This window comes from Pseudoalteromonas sp. APC 3224, from assembly GCF_030407535.1.
Taxonomy (GTDB): Bacteria; Pseudomonadota; Gammaproteobacteria; order Enterobacterales; family Alteromonadaceae; genus Pseudoalteromonas.
Genome location: NZ_JASDDF010000038.1, coordinates 30,511 through 45,713, shown reverse-complemented (window position 1 = coordinate 45,713; position 15,203 = coordinate 30,511). Strand labels below are relative to the sequence as shown.

Sequence of the window (15,203 nt, the reverse complement as noted above, 5' to 3'; positions counted from 1 at the left end):
ATGAAATAATTCTATGTAATCGTAACCTCAGTGGCAGTTCATTAAAAAACGAATGCGGCATTAATATGGAAGGAATACTTTCATTAACCTGTCCAGATCCTGATATGCTCTTACCAAATAAGCCATACTTATTAAAAAGTGGAAACTCTACTACTGGAGCAACTGCTTTAGCTAAAATATCAAATCTTTCAAATGTAAAAAATCTTACCGATTTATCTTTGTCTTTTGGCGGTGATAATGTAGTTGCACTCTCTATGATTTCAGCAAAATTAAACGAATTTAATATTGGATTTATGGGCACGTCAACTAGCGTTTACGCAAAAAGAGTCGGCGATTTTGCAGATGCAGTAAAAGATTATCAGAAGTCACTCATGGAATACCGTCAAGCTGTTAAGAGCAAATCCCCAATAAAAGCTGCAGCTAAACAAAAAGCAAAGCTTGCTTTTGAAAAAATGCAGAACAAGTTTAGATTGGAAGTGAAAGCTGTCACTAGTCAAATTAATTCTAGGCGCGGTACTCCAATGAGCAACTTCAAAAGAGGGGCTGATATAGCTAGAAGTAGTCGAAGTGTTGCAAAATTAGACTTAATAAATCCTATACATGCCGATAACGTTGTGAAGTTTACTAAGTATGCAAAGTTTTTAGGTAATGGCTTAGCCGTTATCGACTTTGGAGGTCGAGTAGGAAATATTCATAATTCTTATAAAACAGATGATAATTGGGAACGAGAAATGTTTATTGAATCAACTAGTTTTGTTGCAAGTGCAGCTACAGGTATTGGGGTTGTAAATGCTGGGGCTGCAGTTATGACTTTTCTAGTTGTGGCAACGCCAGTAGGTTGGGTTGGCCTAATTGTTGGTGGGGCTTTGTTAGCAGGTGCAGCTGCTGGGGCTTCAATAAAGGTTAACGAAATTGTAAAAGAAGATGCCGGAGGGATATATGATTATATTATGGAGCAGGTTAATAAATTATGAGTGATAGAGAAATTTGGGTCGCTATATTAATTATGTCATCTATTATTTCTGGGATCCTTTATGTAGTTTTTGGCCAAATGACCGTACGTAAATTAAGAAAAAACCCTAAAACAAAAGATATACTCGGTCTAGAGGTTATTAGTGGTTGGGATATTATAAATGTTGCTCAAGCATTCTCCTTGCCAAGGCGTTGGTTACTTAAAATTGAAAAAAGTAAGTTTTCTTTTATGTATGCGCACTCTTCGTTGTTATTTGAAAATACAACCAAATTCGATAGATTTCTTGGATGTATCTTTTATTGGTTATTAACACTTTCGGGTCTATTTGGCGCTTTACTCGTTGTACTTAACTTATTTGGCGTTTTTAGTTAATTGGTGTAAATATTGAATTGGCTAGTTATGTGACTAGCCAATTCAATTATCAACTTTATTACTACAAAAATGATTTAGCTTTACTCATTAAAGCGCTTCAAAAATGGCTGCTATGCCTTGCCCGCCACCAATACACATTGTGACTAGCCCATATTTGCCTTGAGTTCGTTTGAGTTCGTACAAGCATTTAGTTGATAAAATTGCACCCGTTGCGCCAACAGGGTGGCCTAAGGCAATTGCACCACCATTCGGGTTTACCTTATGGGCAGGGAAATTTAACTCGTTTTCAACGCACAGTGCTTGTACTGCAAAGGCCTCGTTAGATTCAATTACATCCATGTCGTCAATGGTTAAGCCTGTTTTTTCAAATACCTGCTGTACTGCAGGAACTGGGCCTGTCCCCATTAACGAGGGATCAACACCCGCTCTGGCATAACCTACTAATCGACCAAGCGGTTTTAAGCCTTGCTCATTCGCTTTTTGCTCAGACATGAGTACCAACATGGCTGCACCATCGTTTATACCTGATGAGCTTGCTGCGGTAACGGTGCCATCTTTTTTAAAGTAGGGCTTTATAGTGGCAAGTTTTTCGGCTGTGGTATCGGCGCGAACGTGTTCGTCGGTGTCAAAAATGTGCGTCCCTTTTCGCGACTTGATTTCTATTGGCACAATCTGCTCTTTAAAATGACCTGCAGCAATGGCTTTTGCAGCTTTATGATGGCTGTTTGCTGCGTACTCGTCTTGCTGCTGACGGCTAATTGAATATTTTTTTGCGATGTTTTCAGCAGTTATTCCCATCGGGTTATTATCCCATGGGTCTTGTAAGGTCGTGGTGAGCTCATCGACCATGGTACTATTACCCATTTTTTGCCCCCAGCGGTTACTTTCGAGGGTATAAGCAGAGCTACTCATGCTTTCTGCTCCGCCAGCAAGGGCTGCATCTACATCATCTAATTGAATTTGTTGTGCCGCTTGTATGATTGCTTCAAGCCCAGAACCACATAAACGATTAAGCGTTACAGCGTGGCTGCTTATAGGTAAACCCGCATCTAGCCCAATGATTCTTGAAAGGTATGCGTCTTTAGAGCCGTTATGAATTACTTTACCAACTACAGTTGAGCCAACTTGGTTGGGTGATAGCTTGGCTCTGGCTAGTGCTTCTTTCGCACATAGAGTGCCTAGCTCGGCGGGCGTGAAATGTTTAAGGCTGCCACCAAAGCTGCCGATAGCGGTACGCACTGCGCTTAATATAACTACGCTATTGTTATTAAGTTTTGTCATTGTTTTCTCTTATTATTTTTATGTTTATAACCACTTTGTGCTGAGCTTGTGTTGAGTAGAGCCAAAGAGATTAATAGTTTTATTAATGCATCAAAGCATAATTTTTAAATAAACTAAAGGCGAGGTTGTTTAAGCTGTATGTGTTATTTAATAAAGTGATGAGTAAAATAGGTGTGTGGCAATGATACTTTTAGTTTTAATGTATGAAATAGGGCTCTCAGTATGAAAGCCCTTGGGGGTTATAAATCAATCATTTCAATATTAACAACTACATTTTTAAAACCAGCATCTTCAAACTCTTTTTTTAACTTTTCTGCACTTGAGTAATCACTAGCTGAAACACTTCGCTTACTTCTTTGGTTAGTAACAAGTGGGGTTTCATCACCAAAATAAACGCTACCAGCAAATTGGCTTTGTGCATAAAAGTGACCTGTTAGGGTTGTTTTCTTAGGTCTTAAAACATGGCTTAAATAGTATTGCATTGTTGATAAGCTTGTTTGTTGTATCATCCAAGGCCAATCCCATTTTTTATTCTCACCTGGTATGTAACGGTGTTCCCATTGATATTCAATGCTCTTATCTTGACCTGCCCAGCGGCCAATCACAAAATTAGCGGTGTCATTAGGTCTGTTTTCTGGGTGGCTTAATAAAGCATTGCCTCCCCACCGCATAAAGCCATTTATAGATAGATCGTAGGTAATATCAGCATCGAATGAATAAGGATACGATATTGATGATTTAAACAAATCGACCTTTGCATTAAGCTTCGTGAATGCTGGCACATTGGTTCTTGCTTGTACCACAACTCGCTCAGCTTCAGAGCCGCCATTACTTGTTCCCCATGCTTGCTCTGCTGCTATTGTGACAGATAACGAAGTGTCTGAGCCACCAGTAACAGAGGGAGACTTCCATGTATTAGATAATGTAACAGACTCAGAAATACTGTAATCATTGGTTTTAGACCAGTTGGTTGCCGCATCGTATTCAATGGTAACGACTGACATTTGAGCTGCTGACGTGTCATTCACTGCAGGGACTGTTAGCGTTTTAATGAGTTCTTTGTCAGCAGCAACAATATCACCAGTTATTTTATATGATTCGTTATCCATCACATATTCAAAGTTAGATACAGTAATAGCTGACTTTTCATCACATCGGTAACCATCACAACTTCCACCATTGTAACCTTGTATTTTCCATCCTGAGCCCGTTTTGGACACCTCCATGTCCTCACCAACATAGCTTGAGCGATTTCCACCAACCCACGCAAATCCCATTGTATGGGCAAGGTATGAAAGGGGTTTTATAAAACCCTCTTTTTGATTTACTAAGTCCCATTCAATTTGGCTTTGACTGCCAGGCGATACTTTTACGGGGCTTAAAGTAGGAATTTCATTAATGGGATCGGTAGGGTAGCACCAAGAATTTGCAGCAGTCCCTTGTTTGATTTCACCTGCGTAACCAGAGCCCATAATGACCCAGCCGTTAGCCAATCCCGTTATTTGCCACTTCCCCATTTTGTTTACAAGGTCGTTTCTGTAAGTTTGCGCTTCAGCTTTTGTAATTAATCTATTATCAGCTGAGCATACTCCTGCACCTAAGCTTTCATTTTTAAGTTGATCTGGATAAATTGCTGTTGTATTGGCACTTACAAAACTTGTGTGTGACAAAAGCAATAGGGGTAATATTTTTTTCATTAAGTTACATCCTTTAAAATCATATTTTAATTAGGCCCTAATTAAATAATCTAATTTTGGACCGATTTTGATTCTAAAGAAGTCGCTATATTTTTATAGAGTGTTAAATGAAAGTTGATTTTTCAAAAATATTAGTTGCTTAAAAATGACAATAAAATAATTAAATTATTACTACTGCGGTAGCTACATTTTAATCCCCTTAAGAGAATGCTCTAAAAAATCGATTAAGTAGCGTGTACTTTTTGGGATTAGTTTATCAGGCCATATTAGGTTTACATCTCGCTTAACGGGTGTGTACTGTGTTAATACTTCAACCAAGCTTTCATCTTTTATATAAGGTAATAAACAATATTTTGGGCCATAATAAACACCTCTTCCTTCAATAGCAGCTAAGGCACACATTTCTATATCGTTAGAAATAAAGTTAGGTTGAGGTTTAAAAATAACCTTCTCATTTTTATTTGCTTTAAAAGACCAATTTTCGAATGGCGAGCACGATATGTGGGGGAGTTCAGCCAAATCGTTAAAATTACTTGGCATACCATATTGCTTAATTAAACTCGATGAGCAAGCTAAAACAAAGCTCATTTGGTTAATGACTTTACATATATTTTGTGAGCTATCTAATTTCCCGATTCTAATAGCTAAATCAAACTCGGTGGCTTTTAAATCAAGGCGTTCATCTGATAGCATCATATGAATCTTAATATTTGGATAAAGTAGGGTGAATTGATTTATAACGCCTGAGAAGTACACACTCTTTATAAAGTTTTGCGGCGCTATTAATTTAATTTTACTCACTTCATTTTCACTAGAGTTCTTAAAATTGCACAGCGTACTTTGTAAACCCTCTACGTGAGCTAAGCAATGGCTATAAAAGCTTTTTCCAGGCTCAGTTAATCGCAAACTTCCTTTTTCACGATAAAACAACGCTAAAGATAAGTCTTCTTCAAGTTTTTTTATTTTTCTTTGTAAGGTGGGCAAAGGAATATTTAACTTTACTGACGCTTCATTAAATGTTTTGTAATCATTTACTTTTATAAAAAGCGCGATGATATCAAGCAAGGTAAATCTCCTGTATAAATTTGAGGTATAAAATCGTATTTAGTACTTAATTATTGGTTAGATTCATAAAACTAATCATTTATTTAAAGTACCCATTAGTCCCTTTTGTGGCAACAAAAATTTTACCTTTGTATTAGAATGTTTAATAAATTATTGTGAGCGAAGGTGTACTTACTTGAGGTATTAGTAATTAAAGATTCTACAAATAGCGCGTTTTTGAAAATAAAAACTCAGTAGAAACAATCCGTAACATTTTACTATAACGTTTTAATAGACAAAAAATAAGCTAGTAATTACGCTAGACACACTTTTTGGGTGAATAATCATGATGCATAGGATCTGATTACCTAAATGGAATTTGCCATGATAAATCAACAGAACCGAAGGTATTAAAGATGAATATATTTATAAAATGGTTGATTTTAGCTGCATTAATTATTGCCGCTATTACGTGTTATTCGTATGGTAGTACTACTGGCTTATTTATTTTTATTATTGCGGGCTTTGTTTTTGAAATGGCGTTTATGGTATTTCCTATAAAAAAGAAATCGTCATTGTAGAAAGCTATTTAACCGTCTTGAAAAATTAATTTTTTTAGTTAGCGAGATAAGGGAATAAATAAAAAGGCTGCATTTTTTACAGCCTTTTTGGTTTAATAAACTTAATGGGTAACTCTATCGCCCCAAATGTCTTCTAGGCGGCTATCACGGCCACAGCGCCAGCGATAGGTATTATAACGAATAGGGTTATTTTTATAGTAATCTTGATGATAACTTTCTTTGCCCTTTATCGGGTAAAAGGTTTTCGCATCAAGAATAGGGGTTATCACTGTTTGCTTAGTAAACTCACTAATAACAGCTTGTTTAGATTTTTGAGCTAGCTTTCGTTGTTGCTCATTAGCTACAAAAATTGCGCTACGGTAGCTTGGGCCTTTATCACAAAACTGACCTTTGGCGTCGAAAGGATCAATGTTAACCCAGTAATGGTTTAAAATATCTTGATAGCTTAATACGTCAGTGTTGTAGGTAACCAGAACGGCTTCGTAATGGCCGCGATGATTACCATTGTAAGTAGGATTTTTAATTTCACCGCCAGTAAAACCTGAGATCACATCGGTTACACCTTCGAGTTTTTCAAAGTCACTTTCCATACACCAAAAACAGCCTCCGGCTAAAATAGCTTGTTCAGTTTTAGCGTACGTTAATGAGCTAAACAAAAGCCCCACAGAGGTTAATGCTAGCGCTAATGTGTGTTTCATAAAATTTATCACCTGTAGTTATGAATAAATACTTGTATAGTAAGACCCGCTAACTTTAAAAACTCTTTCATTACAATGTGGCTGGGGGGGGTGAACTTACTTTATATAAAACGGATGCTATGTATGAAAAGTTTAATGACGACTGATAATTTGCATGATGAATTGCTAGTCGTTCTACAAAACAACTTTGTTTCCTCAGAGTATAAACTTCCAAACGCTGATGAGTTAATACCTCATAATCAAAATGCTCAGTACCATGGGTATGCATTCACTATAAACCATAAGCGAATAATTTACAGAAAAGCTAAAGTTACTCCAGACAGACCAGGTGCTTTTTTAGCACTATGGAAACGCCCAGCGGATTGTAGTAATTCTAAGCCAATTCCTTTTACCAATGAGTTTGACTACTTATTAGTGGCGGTTTCAAGTGATGGATTAACCTCTAGTAACAACCAAGTAGCAAATTCACAAAGTGGTTTATTTATATTTCCGGTTGAGTTGTTAGTTAAAAAAGGCATAGTTACAGGTACGAACCGTAAGGGAAAAACCGCTTTTAGGGTGTTTCCACCTTGGAGTGAAAGTAGGGCTCTGAGTGGTTCAGGCGTATTTAGTAACGCAGCTAAAAGCACACAGCGTTGGCAATGTGATTATTTTTTACAGCAGGACCAATATGGCTTAGTTGATTTAATTAAGTTAAACAAAATTTTAGCTAATGCTGTTTAAATTTGAATTATTAAGTCACTTTACCAGCATTGTTTTATATAGGGTTATTTACTAAAGTGAGATCATACAGTCATACGAATAGTAGGTAAGATATGAACCAGTTAACCGAAAAGTCAATTAGTTGCCCTTACTGTGGCGAATCTATAGAAGTATTAATTGATGTGGCTGATATCGATGAGCAATACATAGAAGACTGCCAAGTGTGTTGCAGGCCTATTTCGTTTGTCGTATTTGAAGATAACGATGAACTTAATGTAAATGTATACAGTGAAGATGAGGCATTTTAAAGGAGTTACTCAGCCGAATGACATTACAACCACTTAATAATACGCATATCATCGAGCTAATGGGCTGGTTTAATAATCAAAATGAAACAGCTCTATGGGCTGGCCCGTATTTTAGGTATCCATTTACAAAGAAGACGTTTATTGAGGACTTAAACCTTGATGATTCTGCTTCTTTTGTATTGGTTGGACAACAAAACATATTACTTGCTTTTGGGCAATATTATCAACGGAAAAACAAATGTCACTTGGCGCGTTTAGTAGTAAACCCAATGCGTAGAGGTGAGGGTATTGCAGCCATCCTGATTAAAGCATTATGTAAACATGGGCAATTAAGCTTAAATGTTACTGATAGCTCATTGTTTGTTTATGAAAATAACCTTGCAGCAGTTTCCGCTTATAAAAAGCTAGGTTTTATTGTTGCGGCTAATACCCCAGTAAATCAAGATTCAAGCCCATTACCAGATAACTGTGTTTATATGGTTAAGTAATAAATTACGTCTAAGTTAGCTATTTTGCTGTTCACGCGCTAATTGGTTAGGCAGCAACTCCTCCACAATTTCTCTCGCTGGTAAGGTGTAACGTACGCCATCAAACATAACCGATGTGAACTCATCAATATTAGTAATGCCGGTAAGGGTCCAACCTTCACCACGTTTTGGGCAGTAAACAGTAGTAGTTGGTTGTATTACTTTAAAATTGTCGCTCATAGTTTATCTCAATTAATGCTTGTTAATACGATATGGTAAGTTAATAATGACATTCTATAAAGTGCTAATTAAAGCGCGTTTACTTTATTTGGCATAGGCATGTTTAAAACGATAAAATTACCCCGCGTTACCTTGCGTTTAATTACCCACAAACATGGCGCAGCGCTATTAACAATTTTAAATAATCCCCTCGTTTATGAGTTTAACGATTATAAAACGCCGCTAAATAAAGAGCATGTTAAGCAATTAATTCAAGATGATATATCGAGTTATTATCAAGGGGAAGGTGTTCGGCTTGCGATTGAACATAATATGTCTGGCGACTTAATTGGTACTTGTGGTTTGTATAACATTAATAACCAAACTAAAACTGCTTATTTGGGCTTTGAGCTTGATCCTTTTTATTGGCAACAAGGCTTAATGCATGAAGTACTTAAAGGTTTTGTCAGTGAGATACATCGCTCTTTAAACATTGAACATCTATACGCAGAAATTCATGGTAAAAATGTACGCTGTTATAACTTACTCACTAAACTCGGCTTTGTATTTAACCAGCAACTTAATAACGGTGTATGGCATAAGCAATTAACTAAAATGGATGGCGCATGAGAATTAAAAAAGCGATTATTTTAAATATGTTGCTTACGGCTAGTGTATTTGGGCTTGCAATAACTGGGGTTAGCTATTATCAAAATGATGTTTCAGAGTTTGTTGATGTAACCCTAGATTCGAAAGTGCTTAAAGAGTCACGAAAAGTATTTATAAAGTTACCCGATAGTTTTGACAAAAATAAAGCGTATCCACTTATTATAAAAACAGATGGTAATTTTAATCTAGCTAATTGGGATAAAGCCTTAAAAGCCTTAAAAGCATTAAATCATGAAAGTATATTAAATGAGGCTATTTTAGTTGCTATACCAAATCAGTTTTTTACTGATACTAGAAATCGTGATCTTGTGCCACCTTATGCAAGGAAGGACGTTAATACAAATCCTCGACCTAAACATGAAAGTTCGCCTGAAATTTTTGGTAAGGCTGATTTGTTTTTAGCTTTTATAGAGCAAGAGTTACTTACTTATTTAGAGGCCAACTACACATTAACTGAAAATCGAATTTTGACCGGATTTTCAGCTGGGGGCAGCTTTACTTTATACACGCTGCATACTAAACCAAAGTTATTCAATGGTTACTTTGTATTTAGCCCAGCCGCTTGGTATGACGATATGACAGTGACTAAGCGGTTTGATGCATTTTTAAAAACAAATATAAATTGTATAAAACAACCGACATTTTTATATATCACTGTCGGTGGGGCAGAACACTCTTTAATGTTAGGTGCATACAATAATTTAGTTACTAGTTTAGCAAAACATCCAAACGACTGGCTTAAGTGGGGAAGTACAATTAATAGTAATGCTGAACATAATCAAAACCCTGCACTGAGTGTCGATAAAGCACTGTTAAATTATACGGCGTTCTTGAGCTCGCAAATTAACACGCCTTCTGATTAATTAATGACGGTGATCAATTAAATATAGTTTGCATTGATTTTTATTACTTTACTGCTGGTGGAGCATTCACTCGAAAGAACACATCATACTTGGTTTGATTTAAAACAAGTCTTAGCAATAGGTGAATTTTTTAAAAATATAATCAGGGGGGGGGGGGGAAATTGTTGGCGTGTATTGGGCGTTTTTTTTAACTTATATCTACGCGTTTTATTAAGTGAGTTGTGTAGGAACAGGAAAACCAAATTAAACAAAGCAACAATGTAATTATTTAGATGTTCTAAGGTAGACATTTTAATTGCAGCTAACATCGGGTTTTCCATCAATGGTTCAGTAATACACAGACTTAAACTCCAGCTTTTTATAATTGACGTTACAACAATGCAATTTTGTTGCTCAGTTGTCTCAGCATGGCTTCTGCATTTGGTATCTCGTCGTTTAAGCCTGTGATCAGGGTCATAAAATAGCAGTCCATCATCACACTTGCTTTTATTTCATCAAATTCTGGTTGTTCACTAAATAGTAGTTTTTTAAATTCATCCATTTGTGCTTTAAAAAAATCCTCACGCCAAATAATGTCGCTAATTAGTAATTTGCTAAATTCACTGTTTTCACAATAAAAGGAATATAGAGGGTGAGCGTAGTGGCGTAATTTCAATCGAGGAGGGCGCTGAGTATCTGATTGCTTTGCTTGCTCGATAATAACTTCAATTTGTTGCTGCATACCTGCCATAAGCAGATCAATTTTATTTTCAAAATGACTAAACACAGTACCAACTGCCACATTAGCTGCAACAGCAATTTCTCTTGTCGATGTGTGGTCATAACCTTGTAGTAAGAAAAGCTCCCATGCTGAAGCTAAAACTTTATCCCGTGTTTTTTCTTTTTTACTCATAGTATTCAATGCTTTATAATTTTGTTGGATGTTGAGCTTAAATCAGTACTAGATCAATTGAGCGCGCTCAATTAAATTTATGAGCATGCTCAATTAATCAAAAGGTGATACATGGAGTTTATCAAACGTGTTATTGGTTATGTACTTTTTATTCCACTTATTTATTTTTATTCTTTTATTCTCGGCCCAATACTAAAAGCCGTTTTAGTCCCAGGTGGGGTTACCTTTTTGTGGCTTATTTTAGGGCCACAAGAGGGAACACGTGCGTTAAAAAAACATTTAAGAAAAAGTAGTAAAATCTTCAGTAAAACAAATAAAAAGCCCTGCTATTTTGCAGGGCTGTAGGGTCTGTTGACCTTTGCTATTTTAAACTTGAAAGCAAAACAGGCTATTAAAGAACGTATCTAAAACCAAAAGCAATACCGTCATCTTCCGATTGTTCCATTTGTGCTTGTTGTTGCTTATTATCACTTTCAAAATCACCAAAGTCTTTACGCGCTTCTACATAAAGTTGGGTGTTTTCATCTATTAAGTAATGCACACCAATAACAGCAAATTGACGCTTAAATACATCGTTAGGATCGGCATTAAAGTTTGGTTGAATTACGTAGTCATCACCTGCATCAAATAAGTTGTAGGCAATAAATGGTCTAAAATCGTTTTCAAAACGATAAGACACAAATGTTTCAATACCAATTGCATCTTCAATTAACCGACCAATGTTATCTGTGTCGTGGTTTTCGTTTTTGTTAATATTAGCGGCTACATATAAACCTGGCGCATCAATATTGCCCCAAATAACACCTGCACCATAAATTAAATCGTCAACAGAGCGGGTTGTTCCGTCGCCATAAGTTAATTCAAACTCGCCGCGGTTAATACCCGCGGTCAGTTTTAGCTTATCTGTCACGTTATAGGTTACTGCACCGCCAAATGTATAGTTAAATTCAACTTGTTGCGCAGCAGTATCGCCTGACTCAAAATTAGCCCGGCATTGTGATTCTGTAATATCACTTACATCACAGGTATAAAAAGCGCTGTTTTTTAACTGAGTTTGCACACTAAAATCAAAATCACTGTAACTATTACGGTATTGCAATGTTTTATCGCCACGACCAGTACCATTTACAGCACCATCGTCTTTGTTGTAGGTATAGACACCTGCGGCGTTGCCATCCCAAACATAGCTGTAGTTAGTTGCATATACTACGTCAAACCACGCACCCCATTGTTTACCAATAGTAATTTGGCCGTATTTATCGTGTTTTAAACCAGCATAGCCTAACCGGTTATACAAAAATTCATCTTGAATCGATTCAAAACGGTTGTTGTATACAATATCGCTACTGCCAACAGGGTTTACACCCCATTCAACTAAAGCCATAGCTTCCCAGCCATTCTTTAGTTGGCGTTTAAAATCAAAATTAATTCGTGAGGCACCATTAACCACTTCATTTTGACCTTGAGTATTAATTACTCGCGCATCTATATAACCGCCAATTGCGACTGTATTTTTTTCATCCTTAAATACTTCGATTGCTGAAACACTCGGTGTTGTTAAAACACCTGCAATTGCGAGCGATACTAATTTTATTTTCATTGTGTGTGCCTTGCCTAAAAAAGACGTTTTTATAATTACTAAATTCGAAGTCGTGCAGACTAGCAAAGCAATAAAAGGCTCAAAAGTGAAAAATTATCAACGATAATTAATGCTAAATGTGCTGCTTGTTCACTTTAAGTTAATACTGTTTTTATTTTGTAGCCGTATAAACTGCTATTTAATTTTGGAATAAGACATTAGGCTTAAATGCAGGAGAGAAAGTGTTGAGTTTTTTTCATAGTTGCTACTATCGGCATAGGTAGAGCTAAAACTCTAATACTATAAAAAACGTTAATATAGCCGTATTAAATGTTAATAAAAGTAAAATGCGACCAAATAGCGTTTTAGCACGTTAAATTTTATTTATTAGCAATAACTGTAATTGTTTTTTTATTAAACATTTTTTTACCGCATTTACAGAATAATAGTGAACTTTACATAGCTTTTTTACTTTAACACGGTCTACCACTGTGGCTATTCCAATCCTTATTTAGCAAAAAAATAGCCACTGTTTACTTTAGGGTATGCTATAAACTTTCATAGAAAAAAACGCTGATTTGGTTTAAACTGCGCGCAATTTAAATACTTCAGTCTCCCTTGGAGGGTAGCGCTATTATTAGTACAGCTAACATCACCATGCAATTTGGTGCTAAACCATTATTTGAAAATATCTCAGCTAAATTTGGTGAATCAAACCGCTATGGTTTAATTGGCGCCAATGGCTGTGGTAAATCAACGTTTATGAAGATTCTAAGCGGTGAACTTGAACCATCATCGGGTAATGTAAGCACAGATCCTAATGAGCGTGTTGCTAAACTAAATCAAGATCAGTTCGCTTACGAAGAATACTCTGTGATCGACACTGTAATAATGGGTCACAAAGAACTTTGGGATATAAAACAAGAACGCGATCGTATTTATAGCCTACCAGAGATGAGTGAAGAGGATGGCATGAAGGTAGCCGACCTTGAAACTGAGTTTGCTGAAATGGACGGCTATTCTGCTGAGTCTAAAGCGGGTGAGCTATTATTAGGTGTTGGTATAGCGACAGAGCAACATTACGGTCCTATGTCTGAAATCGCACCAGGTTTTAAACTCCGTGTGCTATTAGCGCAAGTATTGTTTTCAGAGCCTGATATCATGTTGCTTGATGAGCCTACCAATAACTTGGACATTTACACAATTAAGTGGTTAGAAGATGTTCTAAATCAACGTGACTGTACTATGATTATCATCTCGCATGACCGTCATTTTTTAAACTCAGTATGTACGCATATGGCCGATATTGACTACGGTGAATTACGTATTTACCCGGGTAACTACGATGAATATATGTTTGCAGCGACCCAAGCTCGCGAGCGTTTATTGAGTGAAAACGCCAAAAAGAAAAGCCAAATAGCTGAACTACAACAGTTTGTATCGCGCTTTTCTGCTAATGCTTCAAAAGCAAAGCAAGCAACTTCACGTGCAAAACGTATTGATAAAATTCAATTAGATGAAGTGAAAGCTTCGTCACGTCAGTCGCCATTTATCCGTTTTGAACAAGAAAAGCAGTTATTCCGTAACGCGCTTGAAATGACTAGCTTATCGCAAGGCTTTGAAGAAACTTTATTTTCAGGTTTAGAAGGCCTAGTTGAAGTAGGTGAACGCATTGCTATTATTGGTGAGAATGGTGTCGGTAAAACAACACTACTAAACACCTTAGCAGGGCGTTTAGCGCCTAAAAGCGGTGAGTTTAAATGGTCTGAAAATGCTAATATTGGCTATTATGCGCAAGACCATGCCGATGAGTTTGAAAAAGACATGAACTTATTTGAGTGGATGGAACAATGGCAGCAAGAGGGCGATGACGAGCAAGTTGTTCGCAGCTTCTTAGGTCGTATGTTGTTTTCACAAAACGATATTAAAAAATCTGTAAAAGTTATCTCAGGTGGTGAGCAAGGTCGTATGCTGTTTGGTAAAATCATGATGCATAAACCAAATATCTTATTAATGGATGAGCCGACTAACCACATGGATATGGAATCTATAGAAGCGCTTAACTTAGCACTTGAAGCGTATGAAGGTACCTTGATGTTTGTGTCACACGACCGTCAGTTTGTATCATCAGTTGCTACCCGTATTTGGGAAATTAAAGACGGTAAAATTATCGACTTTAGAGGAAACTACAGCGAATACTTGGCGAGTAAAGAAGCATAACAGCAAGTATTTTCAGCATTTAAAAAAAGCCATGTTTAACATGGCTTTTTTATTGCCTGCTGGTCGCATTACTGCGGCATTTAAGTATATAATACCCGGTATAAAACCGGACATAAGTCCGCTATTTTTAAAATACATTACTGAGGAGTATTTATGACTGTTGGCATTATTATGGGTTCTAAATCAGATTGGCCAACCATGGAACACGCTGCGCTGATGCTAGAAAAATTTGGCATTGCTTATGAAACTAAAGTGGTTTCTGCTCACCGCACTCCTCAATTACTTGCTGATTACGCAAGTTTTGCAAGCGAACGAGGCATTAAAGTAATTATTGCAGGCGCAGGTGGGGCAGCCCACTTACCGGGTATGGCTGCAGCGTTTACATCATTGCCTGTTTTAGGCGTTCCAGTTAAGTCAAAAGCGTTAAATGGTGTTGATTCATTATTGTCTATTTGCCAGATGCCTAAGGGCGTTGCTGTAGGCACATTGGCTATTGGTGAGCCAGGTGCAGCTAATGCTGGTTTATTGGCTGCACAAATATTAGGCTGTCAAAATCCTGAAATTTTCGCCAAAATTGAAGCGTTTCGTAAAGAGCAAACCGACACTATTCTAGCTAACCCAAATCCTGCAGAGTAATA

18 protein-coding genes are annotated in these 15,203 nt (G+C 36.9%); 11 read left to right on the top strand and 7 right to left on the bottom strand.

Features of this window, described 5'->3' with window-relative positions:
* Together QL989_RS16410 and QL989_RS16405 are read left to right on the top strand one after the other, a co-directional pair.
* Positions 1 to 974: hypothetical protein (locus QL989_RS16410; protein ID WP_290171217.1), on the top strand; the 974-nt coding region annotated here is incomplete at its 5' end.
* Positions 971 to 1,345 carry a hypothetical protein gene (locus QL989_RS16405; protein ID WP_008113868.1) on the top strand — a complete coding sequence of 125 codons (375 nt, stop codon included), beginning with the start codon at positions 971 to 973 and terminating at the stop codon, positions 1,343 to 1,345. The genes QL989_RS16410 and QL989_RS16405, both read left to right, overlap by 4 nt.
* An 87-nt stretch (positions 1,346 to 1,432) precedes the next feature.
* Here the strand turns inward: QL989_RS16405 and bktB are convergent, their stop codons facing one another.
* The 3 genes from bktB to QL989_RS16390 form a co-directional block, all read right to left on the bottom strand.
* Positions 1,433 to 2,626 carry a beta-ketothiolase BktB gene (bktB, locus tag QL989_RS16400; protein ID WP_290171216.1) on the bottom strand — a complete coding sequence of 398 codons (1,194 nt, stop codon included), beginning with the start codon at positions 2,624 to 2,626 and terminating at the stop codon, positions 1,433 to 1,435.
* Between the two features lie 239 nt (positions 2,627 to 2,865).
* Positions 2,866 to 4,323 carry an aerolysin family beta-barrel pore-forming toxin gene (locus tag QL989_RS16395; RefSeq protein ID WP_290171214.1) on the bottom strand — a complete coding sequence of 486 codons (1,458 nt, stop codon included), beginning with the start codon at positions 4,321 to 4,323 and terminating at the stop codon, positions 2,866 to 2,868.
* Positions 4,324 to 4,506: 183 nt separating this feature from the next.
* Positions 4,507 to 5,388 (bottom strand): LysR family transcriptional regulator, encoded by an 882-nt coding sequence (locus tag QL989_RS16390; RefSeq protein WP_290171212.1) that lies wholly within the window; start codon positions 5,386 to 5,388, stop codon positions 4,507 to 4,509.
* A gap of 395 nt (positions 5,389 to 5,783) precedes the next feature.
* Between QL989_RS16390 and QL989_RS16385 the strand changes: the two genes are divergently transcribed.
* Positions 5,784 to 5,948, top strand: coding sequence for a hypothetical protein (locus QL989_RS16385; RefSeq protein WP_171039595.1), 165 nt, complete (start codon positions 5,784 to 5,786; stop codon positions 5,946 to 5,948).
* Between the two features lie 101 nt (positions 5,949 to 6,049).
* Here the strand turns inward: QL989_RS16385 and msrA are convergent, their stop codons facing one another.
* Complete coding sequence (gene msrA, locus QL989_RS16380; protein ID WP_178956094.1) at positions 6,050 to 6,646, bottom strand: peptide-methionine (S)-S-oxide reductase MsrA; 597 nt, start codon at positions 6,644 to 6,646, stop codon at positions 6,050 to 6,052.
* A gap of 123 nt (positions 6,647 to 6,769) precedes the next feature.
* On the opposite strand from msrA, the gene QL989_RS16375 reads away from it, so the two are divergent.
* From QL989_RS16375 to QL989_RS16365, 3 genes are all read left to right on the top strand, one after another.
* The gene (locus QL989_RS16375) at positions 6,770 to 7,369 is read left to right on the top strand and encodes a MepB family protein (RefSeq protein ID WP_290171210.1); all 600 of its coding nucleotides are present in this window, start codon (positions 6,770 to 6,772) and stop codon (positions 7,367 to 7,369) included.
* Positions 7,370 to 7,461: 92 nt separating this feature from the next.
* Complete coding sequence (locus QL989_RS16370; protein ID WP_054200950.1) at positions 7,462 to 7,656, top strand: CPXCG motif-containing cysteine-rich protein; 195 nt, start codon at positions 7,462 to 7,464, stop codon at positions 7,654 to 7,656.
* 17 nt (positions 7,657 to 7,673) lie between these two features.
* On the top strand, positions 7,674 to 8,144 hold the full coding sequence (locus QL989_RS16365; protein ID WP_290171207.1) for a GNAT family N-acetyltransferase: 471 nt from the start codon (positions 7,674 to 7,676) through the stop codon (positions 8,142 to 8,144).
* Between the two features lie 15 nt (positions 8,145 to 8,159).
* Here QL989_RS16365 and QL989_RS16360 read toward each other — a convergent pair whose 3' ends face one another.
* Entirely contained in the window at positions 8,160 to 8,363 is a 204-nt protein-coding gene (locus QL989_RS16360) for a hypothetical protein (RefSeq protein WP_138569662.1), read from the bottom strand.
* A 99-nt stretch (positions 8,364 to 8,462) separates the two neighbouring features.
* Between QL989_RS16360 and QL989_RS16355 the strand changes: the two genes are divergently transcribed.
* On the top strand, positions 8,463 to 8,972 hold the full coding sequence (locus tag QL989_RS16355) for a GNAT family N-acetyltransferase (RefSeq protein WP_054200947.1): 510 nt from the start codon (positions 8,463 to 8,465) through the stop codon (positions 8,970 to 8,972).
* Positions 8,969 to 9,874 carry an alpha/beta hydrolase-fold protein gene (locus QL989_RS16350; RefSeq protein ID WP_290171203.1) on the top strand — a complete coding sequence of 302 codons (906 nt, stop codon included), beginning with the start codon at positions 8,969 to 8,971 and terminating at the stop codon, positions 9,872 to 9,874. Before QL989_RS16355 ends, QL989_RS16350 begins: the two co-directional genes overlap by 4 nt.
* A gap of 370 nt (positions 9,875 to 10,244) precedes the next feature.
* On the opposite strand, the gene QL989_RS16345 is transcribed toward QL989_RS16350, so the two are convergent.
* A complete protein-coding gene (locus QL989_RS16345; protein WP_010390018.1) occupies positions 10,245 to 10,766 on the bottom strand; it encodes a TetR/AcrR family transcriptional regulator in 522 nt (173 codons plus the stop codon).
* Between the two features lie 111 nt (positions 10,767 to 10,877).
* Here QL989_RS16345 and QL989_RS16340 point away from each other — a divergent pair, with 111 nt between their 5' ends.
* Complete coding sequence (locus QL989_RS16340; RefSeq protein WP_290171200.1) at positions 10,878 to 11,111, top strand: hypothetical protein; 234 nt, start codon at positions 10,878 to 10,880, stop codon at positions 11,109 to 11,111.
* Positions 11,112 to 11,157: 46 nt separating this feature from the next.
* Here the strand turns inward: QL989_RS16340 and QL989_RS16335 are convergent, their stop codons facing one another.
* Positions 11,158 to 12,366 (bottom strand): porin, encoded by a 1,209-nt coding sequence (locus QL989_RS16335; protein WP_290171198.1) that lies wholly within the window; start codon positions 12,364 to 12,366, stop codon positions 11,158 to 11,160.
* A 612-nt stretch (positions 12,367 to 12,978) separates the two neighbouring features.
* Between QL989_RS16335 and QL989_RS16330 the strand changes: the two genes are divergently transcribed.
* Both QL989_RS16330 and purE read left to right on the top strand, forming a co-directional pair.
* Positions 12,979 to 14,565 carry an ABC-F family ATPase gene (locus tag QL989_RS16330; RefSeq protein WP_138607347.1) on the top strand — a complete coding sequence of 529 codons (1,587 nt, stop codon included), beginning with the start codon at positions 12,979 to 12,981 and terminating at the stop codon, positions 14,563 to 14,565.
* Between the two features lie 153 nt (positions 14,566 to 14,718).
* Entirely contained in the window at positions 14,719 to 15,201 is a 483-nt protein-coding gene (gene purE, locus QL989_RS16325) for a 5-(carboxyamino)imidazole ribonucleotide mutase (protein WP_198523178.1), read from the top strand.
* Positions 15,202 to 15,203 lie beyond the last annotated feature (2 nt).